The sequence below is a fragment of the Porphyromonas sp. CAG:1061 genome (genome assembly GCF_000435035.1).
GTDB classification, from domain to species: domain Bacteria; phylum Bacteroidota; class Bacteroidia; order Bacteroidales; family Porphyromonadaceae; genus Porphyromonas_A; species Porphyromonas_A somerae.
The window spans coordinates 4,228-12,619 of record NZ_HF988834.1 but is presented as its reverse complement, the minus strand read 5'-3'; the positions used below and the strand labels follow the sequence as shown (position 1 = coordinate 12,619).

Genomic DNA, 8,392 nt, shown 5'->3' with positions numbered 1-8,392 from the left:
ATTCGCACAATAGTCTTTTCTAATGCGTAACCCCTGTAGGTGTTGTGAATGACACTCACGGATTACGATAATTTCAGTATCTTTGCTACAGATTTTGGATACATTAATAATATGTGGAAGCATAGGGGACTTTTGATTTCAGGGGGTGTGGCATTACTTGCCTTGGGAGGGGTTTGGCTCTATACCAAGTATGGAGATAGAGGTGCCAACGACAAGGAGGTTGTGGCTGCTACGGAGCGGGTAGTACGGCCAGTGGATTCGCTTTCTTCCAGTCTCTCTGTAGACGAAGCGGAGGAGCTGATCGCCGAAGCAAATAATGAGGTGCCAGTCTACGATCTTTACAAGGATTATTATACCAATAATATGATTTTTGAAGATGCCGAAGCGCCGTTCAATCAAGGCAGTGAACCGCTATCTCAATTTATTGGCCGATTTAGAGAGGATGCCGTGTTTCAACGTGCTAGGACTTCTCTTGGCGAGGGGTCAAGTACTCCAGACTTTGGGAAGCTACAGATTGCGATTGCCCCTCCCGATAGCACTTACTTCTTTGCTGCTTGGCGGGAATTAGCCCCAAATGAAGCTGCCTTTTGCAAAGGGTATCTAGGGTCGGAGATGATTGAGGAGTATCTATTTGGCAGAAAGGATAGCCAATCACCATGGATGCTGATTGATTATTTCCGTGCCGATGACGCTATTTTCTGATGGGGTGGTTGTCCCCGCTATAGGTTGTGCGACCACAAGGGTCGATTGATATTATCGCACTATTTTCCCCGCCGGTCGTTCGGGGGCTCCTGCCCCCTCCGACGCGGGGGCTATCTGAATGGCACCCTGTCGGGTGCGTTTATGGAACCTCTTCAATCGGGGGACGCGAGGGTTAGAGGCGAGGGTCTTGACCCCACATGAGCTTTTGGCGTAAGGTTTGGTAGAAGGAGTAGTGCTGTGAGTGGAGCACCTTGAGTCGCTTTTCCGACCGACGGATATGCACCGTGGCTCCGATGGTCTCGGGGTGGCTTTTGCCGTCGATAGCGAGGAGGAAGGCACCGCTTCGGCTCTCTATATGGAGCTCTATCTCGACGCTATTGGGGAGCACGATGGGTCGCATATTGAGGGTATGAGGGGCGATGGAGCATATCTGCATCACTGGGCTATGGGGGTGGACGACGGGTCCATTGACACTGAGGGCGTAGGCGGTGGAGCCGGTGGGGGTGGAGATGAGTTGGCCGTCGCCATCGGTATTGGCAATCAATTCGCCATTGATATAGGTGGCGACCGAAATCATACTGGCGGTATCACGCTTCATCACTGCCACCTCGTTGAGTGTGAGGGCGCGGAAGGTCTCCCTTCCCTCTTGGTCCGTCACGAAGCACTCCAGCAGGTCGCGCTCCTCAGAGAGGGCGGTGCCCGCCTCTAGCTCCTTCCAGAAGTGGGGAAACTCCTCTGGCTGTAGACTTGCTAGGAAGCCGAGATGACCTGAATTGATGCCGATAATGCCTGCCTTGGTGCCGGCGATCAACTTGGCAGTGCGTAGGAAGGTACCATCACCGCCCACACTGATCAGCAGGTCGGTATCCACCACTCCTCTAGGAGTGCAGATAGAGATACCCCCAAGTGAAAATCCTTCGGAAAGGAGATAGGTGTAGAGGCGCTGCTCGATCTGCAGAGAATGCTCAGGGTGGAGCGCAAGGATCGTCTTGATGAGTTGTCGGAAAGTCTCTGGATCGCTCTTTTGATGGACAGAGCCACAAAGTAGGATTTTCATAGGGGGCAATGGATTATAGTGTTCGTAATTTCTGAAAGTCGAGGGTGAGCCCATCCTCAGCTGCCAAAGTTCGTGGGAAGAGAGCTTGCGTATCTTTTAGCAACTCTTGTACTAAAGCAGGGGTAGAATACCGAGCACTGTAATGTCCGATAAGGAGGTGCCCCACCTCGGCCTGCTGGGCAATGTTAGCCGCATCGGTGGTGGTGCTATGGAGGGTTTCGGCTGCTCGCTCGGTCATCTTGGCACCGAACGTCGCTTCGTGGTATAGCAGGTCCACCCCTTTGATGCTCTCCACAATGGGAGGGAAATAGGCGGTATCGCTACAATAGGCAAAGCTATAAGGCGCTCGCGGAGCCTTGGTCACCTTGTGATTGGGTATCACGGTACCATCTTCCCGCTGGAAGTCGGCTCCCTGCTTGAGGAGCCCGAAGTAGGCGATGGGTATTTGGTAGAAGTCGCACATCTCCCGATCAATGTGCCGGGGCTTTGGTTTTTCATCAAAACGGTAGCCGATGCAGGGCACCCGATGCTTGAGGGGGAAGGAGGTGACCACTAGCGAATGATCTTCATAGACCTTTTGCACCTGCCGATGCTGGATCTGGTGGGGGATAATTCGTTCGGCATCGTCGCGACAAAAGGTCTCTACGATAAAGCGGACATAGGCCTCAATCCCTTCGGGCCCATAGATATGCACAGGGTGGTCAAGACCACTCATAGACATACTGCTGAGCAATCCAGGCAAACCTAGACAGTGATCGCCATGTAGGTGGGTGATGAATATGCGGTGTAGATTGGCCCACGAGCCACCGAAGCGGAGCAACTGCATCTGAGTACCCTCGCCGCAATCAATCATATAAACCTTTTCCCGCAGACGCAATAGCTGTGAGCTGTGTTGCTGTCCAGGCTTAGGGAGTGCCGAGCCACAGCCCAGCACTTTTAGGTACATTCCATCGCCATAATTGGCATCATTCATCACCGCTGTTTGCATCATTCAATTGTTGGTCTACCACCCTCTTTAGCTCTAGCACCTTTGCTCTCACCTCCCATAGCTTCTCACGGATCTGAAGGTCGGTATCTACCGCACCTCCACTCTGCAGCTGCTCCGCAACCGCCTGCAGTGAGAGCCCTTTATCAATCAATAGGTAGCGAATCCGCTCCACCAGCTTCAGGTCGTCCTGAGTATAGAGACGAGTACCCGACGATGCCGCCCGCTTAGGTGCCAAGGGCGTGTGTCGCTCCCAATACCTCAGCTGCGTTTCATCTACCTTAAAGAGCCTCGCCACCTCGCCTATGGTATAATAGGGTTTCTCCTGAGGGCTGGCTTGAGGGTTTTCAAACCTCCAGTGGGTGTTATTCTTCCTTTTCTTTGGCATAGAAAAAAAATAAGTAGAGACGTAACAATATCCATTACGTCTCTACTTATTACATCTCAAAAATAAAAGCTAGTCACAGATTAATAGGTACGCTCCAAGATCCAAGCATCCTGGAATAGTCCCTTATCGGCATACATACTCTTAATGGATTCACGGCTTCTTACAGCGTCGCTCTTATCGTCGAAGCTAGTGACGATCACACGATACATACCTTGCTCATTCTGTGCTAGGATGGGGTTGTACCCTTGATCAGCCATACGAGCCTTAAGAGAATTGGCATTGGTAACGCTTAGGAAGCTACCAATCACCACACTGTACCTACGAAGTCCGCTGGCATCCTCTCCTACTGCTGGAGTCACCTTTTCAGGTCGTACATCGGCATTGTCGGTCACCACTGGGATGATCTCATCCTTAGGAGTCTCCTCGGCCTCTTTAGCGATTTCTCTCTGCTGTGCACGCTCCATTACAGCCTTATAGGCACTCTGCTTTGGTTTACAAGAAGTCATGGCACCTGCTGTGAGCAGGGCGATTGCTACGATTGCTACATACTGTACTTTCTTCATCATATTCTATATAAGTCGGTTTGAATGATTCCTTTTCCTATCAAATATAGGAGTTTTTCCCTCATTTCCCACAAAGTTAGACTTTTATTTTGTAATTTAGCCATTCAAATGGGAATATTTCTATTTTTATCATTTTTTATACGATGAGAAAAAACATTTTAACCGCTGTTTCTACAGCTTTACTCATGAGTAGTATGCCAATACTTCACTCCACAGCAGCACCCGTAGGTGGCACACAGCCCACTGAATTTACACCCGAGGTGTTGATGCAAATGTGGCGACTATCAACGCCGGTGCTTTCGCCCGATGGCAAGTGCTATGTCTACACACGAACCCTTCCAAATGTAAAGGAGAATAGCAGTACCACTGAGATGGTGCTATCGACTTTGGGCAAAGGGGGAGAGAAAAAGGTGCTTCCTCTCAAGGGGCACTCGCCTATTTTCTTGGACAATGAGACCCTAGCCTATATCTCTACGGAGGGGGCGCACGCACAGGTGGGTATCATCAAGATTGATGGCACTGGGAAGAAGGCGCTTTCGGACTTTGACTTTGATGTCACTGGCTTCCTTTTTGCGCCTGATCGCTCTAAGGTGATCATCAGCCGAATGGTGGAAACGCCTAGCATTATGCGGCAAGAGAATCCCGACCTCGATAAGGCAACAGGACGGATATATGACGACCTAATGTACAAGCATTGGGATCACTGGACCCTTGAGTACCCACAATCGTACATTGCAGAGGTGGGTGAAGGGCTTGCAATCTCTCAAAAGCTCACGAATGTACTTCCTGAGGGGGAGAGCTACGAGCTACCAATAGAGCCTTTTGGAGGTATTGATCAGCTGGCTTGGCACCCCAATTCAAAGGCGATTGCCTATAGTTGCAAGAAGCTGAAGGGGTTGGCGTATGCACGCTCTACCAATACTGATATTTATCTGCTCGACTTAACTACCGGCACCACCACTAACCTGACTGAGGGAATGATGGGCTACGATAACACACCAAAGTTCTCGTCCGACGGTAAGTATATTGCTTGGACCAGCATGGAGCGGGATGGGTATGAGGCAGACCTCAACCGTCTTTTCATGATGAATCTTGGGACCAAGGAGAAGACCTTTGTGACCCGCGATTATGAGCTTTGGGTAGATCAGTTTGAGTGGCTAGAGGGAGATAAGGGATTCCGTTTCCTCTCCAATGACCAAGGGCTAGGCAATCTATTTGAGATAGATATCAAGAGTCTCAAGGCAACTAAAATCACTGACTACGAGATGGCCGATGTTGTGGGCTTTGCTGGTAATAGCAAGGACTTCCTCTACACCCTGCAATCGATGAAGCACCCCACCGATATTTATGCTTTCCAGGCACCAAAGCGTAGGAGAGCGAAGGCAACGATGGTGAAGCTGAGCACTGAGAATGATGCTCTCCTTGCTACCATTCCAAATATTGAGATACAGAAGCGATGGATCACAACTACCGATGGCAAGAAGATGCTCACGTGGGTGGTTCTTCCTCCTCACTTTGATGCTAATAAGAAGTACCCTGCGATCCTTTATTGTCAGGGTGGGCCACAGAGCACGGTGAGCCAATTCTGGAGCTATCGCTGGAATCTCCGCACCTTTGCCTCTCACGGCTATATTATGGTGGCACCTAACCGCCGTGGTGTGCCTGGTTTTGGCAAGGAGTGGAATGAGCAGATATCAGGCGACTGGGGCGGACAGAATATGAAGGATCTACTAGCTGCTATTGATGAGGTGGCAAAGGAGCCTTATGTAGATGCCGACCACTTAGGATGTACGGGCGCTAGCTATGGTGGTTATACCACTTACTGGATGGCGGGCCACCACGAGGGTCGTTTCAAGGCTTTAGCTGCCCACGCTGGTATCTTCAACTTCGATGCTCAGTACCTTGAGACGGAGGAGAAGTTCTTTGCCGATTGGGATATGGGTGGTGCCTACTGGGAAGACAATGCCACAACTCGCCATACCTACGCCAATTCTCCACACCGCTTTGTAGATAAGTGGGATACCCCAATCCTCGTTACTCACGGTGATAGGGACTACCGTATCCTCTCTTCACAAGGGTTTATGGCGTTTGATGCTGCTAAGCTGAGAGGCATCCCAGCTCGCATCCTTTACTACCCCGATGAGAGCCACTGGATCCTTCAGCCACAAAATGGCATTCTATTCTACCGTACTTGGTTTGATTGGATGGATCGCTACTTGAAGAAGTAATCGCAACGTATATATAATGAAGGCGGGCTATATGATCACTCATGTAGCCCGCCTTTCTTATTGAGAACTTACAAAACTATAACCAAATCCAGAATGTAGTGAGGATAATCCAAAGTGCTATAATCACTATCTTAGTGGCTGTATTTAGCGACTTGGAGCGCATGATGATACTGAATGGCCAGATATAGACTAGAGTGATGATGCCAGCTAGAATCATCAAAGCTAAAAGCAACCCAAAAATAGCAAGTAAAATGGACAGCCCTACCACCCATACGGTGGAACTACTGTCACCAAAGGGAAGACCAGGGAAAAATGTGCCCTCACCTATAGCCACAATCCCCCAAATCAAAGCTCCCACAATAAATAGGACTAGGAAGAAGGCCACTATCCACCAAAGGATATTATTCCGACGCTTCTCCTTTACTTCCGTCTCTGGCTCCACAGAAGTTTCATCCGTTTGGACGCCTGGTGTTTCACTTGAAATCGTCTGCCAAAGGTTTTGGCTAGTGAGTGGCTTACCCTCCATACGCAGTCGGTCGGTTGCCTCAGTGGCTTCAGGGAGCACCATCCACCCCACAATATAGAGCACCACAAAGATCCAATTGAGTGGTGTAAAGAGGAGTAGAACAGCCACTAGTCTGAGAAGTGCCACATCCACACCAAGGTGCACAGATAGTCCTGCGATGATACCGCCCAACCACTTATGCTTGGGGTCGCGGTAGAGCTTCTTATTGAGCTTCTCAGCAAAGGTCTCCTCCTTTTTCGCCGAAGCTTCAGAAGTCTCTGGCTGTGAAGACTCTCCCGAAGGTGATTGCACTGATGGCTCTTCTTCTCCTCCTTCCGGAGCCTCTAAATCCTCAATTCGCCCCAGCTGAGAAATCACCTCTTTCGCTAGGTCGAGGGTCACTACTTCGTGCCCCAGTCTCATTTTTTCGGCAAATAACTCCCCGAGCCTCATCTCAAAATCCCCAACGATCTCCCCTTCTGGGTCATCGGCAAGATAATATTCGCGGATCCCCTTGATATACTGGTCTAGCACATAGTAGGCATCCTCCTCTACATAGAAATTGCGGTTGGCTAGATTGACGCTTATTGTCTTTTTCATATTGGTAATGTGTGTGTGGTGTTACTTCTCTTCTTGATCATTCACAGCCTCTTCATCCTCTTTTTGAATAAAGCGGTCATCATCACGGGTGGAGATAACATACTCCCCTTCGGCAAACTCCAAACCAGTTCGTGAGGTGCCAGTACCCCAAGAGGGTGTCTCGTTATCTAGCAGGTCTACAGAATCTCTCATCGACACCCATAGCTTTCGTAATTCATCTAGGTAGGCCCTACCGGCATCCGTGATGACGTAATACTTGCGAGGAGGCCCTTGCGAGCTTTCCACCCACGTATACTTGATCAGTCCCTCCTTACGGAGCCTAGTGAGTAGAGGGTAGATAGTCCCCTCCACTACGATCAGGTCATTCTCCTTAAGGATATTGATGAGATCTACGCTATAGGCCTCCCGATGACGTAATATCAAGAGAATGGCATACTCCATTACCCCCTTGCGCATCTGCGACTTAGTTTTTTCCAACGACTCTTGCATCTTATACTTCATCTAATAGTGAATACATTTCCTTTTCGCTTGCAAGATACAAAGAATTCGGTAGTTTGCAAAACAAACAACCGAATATATACTCTTCTTTGGTATAAATATGCCCATAAAAAGAATGTTGCAAGGAGTTTTTAATGCTTCAGTCCTACCTCCAAGATAGCTACAAAGTAGGTATTATCAAGGATAGGAGTAAGCAAATAAACACCTTCTACCAATGTGGAATCGTCATAGAGGTAGAGCGGTTTAGAATCAGTCAACCTCCGAATAATAGGATCATCACGCCTCGCGATCACAAAGCGTCCACCCCTATTACCGAGATCCCTTTGGGCTAGAGATAGAGCTACAAAGCCCATTGTAGGGCGAATATTAACTTCCAAGCAGGGGACAAAATGCAGTGAGCCATCCTCCCAATGATAAAGGGCTGTATCCACCCCGATAATTCCTTCATAATCGTAGAGCTCCATTTCTTGCAAGGATTGGCGTACCCATTCTGCGTAGGCATCAATATCTACTCCCAATGACGCTTCACCTAGATAGCTCCCTATGTACTGTGCTTTGTGGGTGATGGCTCGATGATAACCTAAATATGCTACCCCTCCATTCTTCCGCTGGTATTCAAAGCCCAATTCATAGGCAATATCATAATAGGGCTCAATAAATAGTGATCTGCTTGGGGTCTGAACCCACTTTGTCTGCAACACTACAGCGATATCCACGTTGCTACTATCCAGCATCTCAATGCCACGACCCGAACTGGTAAAGTCCTCCTTAAGCACCCACAGACCTGGCGATAACATCAGCGATGGCTCCACCTTACGAGGGGGAGTATCTCGAAAGCACTTTGGCGATGCCTCAAAGACTTTATG

The 8,392-nt window shown here is 49.2% G+C and carries 8 protein-coding genes and 1 pseudogene; 2 read left to right on the top strand and 7 right to left on the bottom strand.

What is annotated here, in order from left to right; genetic code table 11:
• The first annotated feature begins 111 nt into the window (after positions 1–111).
• Complete coding sequence (locus tag QVO39_RS00690) at positions 112–702, top strand: hypothetical protein (protein WP_021902587.1); 591 nt, start codon at positions 112–114, stop codon at positions 700–702.
• Between the two features lie 172 nt (positions 703–874).
• On the opposite strand, the gene QVO39_RS00685 is transcribed toward QVO39_RS00690, so the two are convergent.
• The 4 genes from QVO39_RS00685 to QVO39_RS00670 all read right to left on the bottom strand — a co-directional run bounded on the left by QVO39_RS00685 (position 875) and on the right by QVO39_RS00670 (position 3,695).
• Positions 875–1,759, bottom strand: coding sequence for an NAD(+)/NADH kinase (locus tag QVO39_RS00685; protein ID WP_021902586.1), 885 nt, complete (start codon positions 1,757–1,759; stop codon positions 875–877).
• Positions 1,760–1,772: 13 nt separating this feature from the next.
• On the bottom strand, positions 1,773–2,750 hold the full coding sequence (locus QVO39_RS00680) for a ribonuclease Z (RefSeq protein ID WP_244400139.1): 978 nt from the start codon (positions 2,748–2,750) through the stop codon (positions 1,773–1,775).
• Positions 2,725–3,132 (bottom strand): MerR family transcriptional regulator, encoded by a 408-nt coding sequence (locus QVO39_RS00675; protein ID WP_021902584.1) that lies wholly within the window; start codon positions 3,130–3,132, stop codon positions 2,725–2,727. The genes QVO39_RS00680 and QVO39_RS00675 overlap by 26 nt, the downstream gene beginning before the upstream one ends.
• 80 nt (positions 3,133–3,212) lie before the next feature.
• On the bottom strand, positions 3,213–3,695 hold the full coding sequence (locus QVO39_RS00670) for an SPOR domain-containing protein (RefSeq protein ID WP_040575695.1): 483 nt from the start codon (positions 3,693–3,695) through the stop codon (positions 3,213–3,215).
• 143 nt (positions 3,696–3,838) lie between these two features.
• Here QVO39_RS00670 and dpp5 point away from each other — a divergent pair, with 143 nt between their 5' ends.
• The gene (dpp5, locus tag QVO39_RS00665) at positions 3,839–5,923 is read left to right on the top strand and encodes a dipeptidyl-peptidase Dpp5 (RefSeq protein ID WP_021902583.1); all 2,085 of its coding nucleotides are present in this window, start codon (positions 3,839–3,841) and stop codon (positions 5,921–5,923) included.
• A 76-nt stretch (positions 5,924–5,999) separates the two neighbouring features.
• Here the strand turns inward: dpp5 and QVO39_RS00660 are convergent, their stop codons facing one another.
• The 3 genes and pseudogenes from QVO39_RS00660 to QVO39_RS00650 form a co-directional block, all read right to left on the bottom strand.
• Positions 6,000–7,028, bottom strand: coding sequence for a PspC domain-containing protein (locus tag QVO39_RS00660; protein ID WP_021902582.1), 1,029 nt, complete (start codon positions 7,026–7,028; stop codon positions 6,000–6,002).
• A gap of 21 nt (positions 7,029–7,049) precedes the next feature.
• Positions 7,050–7,529 (bottom strand): PadR family transcriptional regulator, encoded by a 480-nt coding sequence (locus tag QVO39_RS00655; RefSeq protein ID WP_021902581.1) that lies wholly within the window; start codon positions 7,527–7,529, stop codon positions 7,050–7,052.
• 128 nt (positions 7,530–7,657) lie between these two features.
• Positions 7,658–8,392: pseudogene (locus QVO39_RS00650) on the bottom strand (hypothetical protein); the annotation flags it as partial.